4 protein-coding genes are annotated in these 2,234 nt (G+C 42.8%); all 4 read right to left on the bottom strand.

Going from position 1 to position 2,234, the window contains the following annotated elements; all coding sequences use genetic code 11:
* Positions 1-345, bottom strand: a 345-nt coding sequence (locus tag DW981_RS14490; protein ID WP_147352680.1) for a hypothetical protein, incomplete at its 3' end; no start/stop codon positions are given.
* A 112-nt stretch (positions 346-457) separates the two neighbouring features.
* The gene (locus DW981_RS14485; protein WP_147352679.1) at positions 458-1,540 is read right to left on the bottom strand and encodes a hypothetical protein; all 1,083 of its coding nucleotides are present in this window, start codon (positions 1,538-1,540) and stop codon (positions 458-460) included.
* A gap of 18 nt (positions 1,541-1,558) precedes the next feature.
* Entirely contained in the window at positions 1,559-1,972 is a 414-nt protein-coding gene (locus tag DW981_RS14480; RefSeq protein WP_022025604.1) for a DUF6483 family protein, read from the bottom strand.
* A 1-nt stretch (position 1,973) separates the two neighbouring features.
* Positions 1,974-2,234 (bottom strand): hypothetical protein (locus DW981_RS14475; protein WP_207664016.1); only part of this gene is annotated, 261 nt, incomplete at its 5' end.

Genomic DNA, 2,234 nt, shown 5'->3' with positions numbered 1-2,234 from the left:
ATGATCTCTCAGGGTAAAGAAAAAACAAAATTTTGCATCGGTATTGATCCCATAATATTTCCGCCGGTACAGCCAGAGTGAAAAAAGCTGTCCTGCGCTTTCCGCATTGGTAGAAAACGCCTCTAAGCTGATCCCGGTCGACCCGGAAGTATATGCACTTTTCACCTCCGGCGTGCCAAGTTTGGCGTAATATTCCCTGGAAATAATAGATACTCCCGCATGCGCCGCCTCCTCTTTGGTAAGGATCGGAAGGCTCTTTCCATCCTGCAGGTTGGCGCCTGCATATTTTTCCGCATAGAATGACGTGTATTCTACTGCGTACTGTACTAACTCTTCTCTCGTCACATTCAGCCTCTTTTCTGTACGGTAAATCCGTTACTGCGTTGTTCGAACCAATGAAACCTTAGATATCTGCATTGATCAATGTTTTTGTCTGATGTGACCTCTTACAGCCACATCAGGCCTCCACTAAAGAAATCAACGTTTTCGTCGCACAAATGTCTTTTTGTTTCATCGCCTGCAGCCGTTCCCGAAGTCTGCGTATGGTCTCCAGATCATCCGTCACGGTATATTTGATATACATATTCTGTGCGATCAGGCTTTCTTTCTCCAAAGTTTCCAGTTCCTCATGCAGCGTATCATCCATTGCTGCATACCCATGCTGCACCATATATTGATACCGTTTTCTCATTAAATACTTGTGATCACACATCTGCACCAGACTGCGCCAGTCATGCGCAGAGTATTCATCATCATACTCAAGGATCGCCTGCATACTCCGATCGATCAGATCATAGCACTGTGCTCCGAAAAAGACTTCATTCAGATAATCTTCTCCATCATGAAACGGATCCGGACAGAGTGTCCGATCCATATAGCAAATACCTCTCTTTGGTTCCAGATAGTCCTGTAACTGTTCTTTTACATATCCGGGAACAAAATCATACGCCTTTTCCTTCGCACCATATAAGATCACTCCATAACACCACTCTTGTCCGGTGATCAAAGAAAATGCCGTATCCAGCTGATCATACGATATCTGTTTTTTGGCATACTTCCCATTTTCAAAGTTATCGGTAATATAAACACATTTTGCAGCATCATCGTACCCATAAATAAATGTAGGATGATGATATCCATGATTCCCGTGCATATCATCGCGAAAAAACTGATCCAAAAAGGTGGAGATATAAAACCCTTCTTCGATTGCCGAGATCACAAAACTGTGAAATTTTGAAAATAATCCAAACACAAAAGAACGTGGCAGTACATATTTATCTATGAACGGACATAGATCAAACATATTTGGTGCAAGATAGTGAATAGCATATGGATAAAATGTAACACTGGAATCCGTCTTGTTCCATGCACGATTGATATAGTGAGTTCCACGCAGCTGTATAAAATGATTGTATATCCATTTCTCCCCTTCCTGCATCGACATCAGGATCTCAAAAAGAAAATTCTGCTCCGGCCATGCTCTGATCCCCATCGCCCCCAGCGGAAGCACCTTTGCTCTCATACTTTTCCTTCGAAACATCATCTTTCCCTCCTGCATTTACAAAAGCAGACGGCATATCATATCGGTATCTATATGTAATATATGCATCACGCTCAAAATGCCCTCTTCAACTTCTTCTCTGCTGTAGGAAGACCTCTCCAAAAAAGCATCATCTTTGTCGTTGATATACTTATATATCTGCAGAGCCACCTCAAGCATTGCCATTTTCTCAGACTCAGACGGATGCATATCCGGCCTCCTCTGTTCCGTCTCTTCGATAAGTTCATTTTCAACTTCGTTGATCTTTCCCTCATCGATCATCCCCAGCCAGACCTCATATTTGTCTTTCTGTGCTGCATTTTCCAAAAATTTTGGCTGCTTAAACCGGTTTTGTCCAAACAGCATCACACCGATACACCGCAGCGTGTTGTATACAGCCCGCTTTGTTTTGTTTGTCTGATACTTTGCCATGTTAATGTATCCTCTCTTTCGTGATACCGACAACATAATAGACCAAAAAAGTGACCAGGGTTACACTCGCAAACATGACTGCTGTGTACTCTGCTGTCACCGTAATGGCACCTTCTGACATGTTGATCACACTTTTCAAAGAAAACCTTTCGAACTGTGCCTGGCCGCCAAAAAGATACGCCATATAGGAATACACGATAAATGGGATAAATACCACTGACATCCTCTTATGGATAAACTGGGAAAGTAACAGCGCCGTTCC

The organism is Clostridium sp. AM49-4BH (assembly GCF_003478335.1).
Classification (GTDB): domain Bacteria; phylum Bacillota; class Clostridia; order Lachnospirales; family Lachnospiraceae; genus Butyribacter.
This window is presented reverse-complemented; position numbering and strand designations above follow the sequence as displayed.

Coding starts and splice junctions, on each gene's coding strand:
- DW981_RS14485 (WP_147352679.1), bottom strand. CDS start 1,540: ATGTTTCGAAGGAAAAGTATGAGAGCAAAGGTGCTTCCGCTGGGGGCG.
- DW981_RS14480 (WP_022025604.1), bottom strand. CDS start 1,972: ATGGCAAAGTATCAGACAAACAAAACAAAGCGGGCTGTATACAACACG.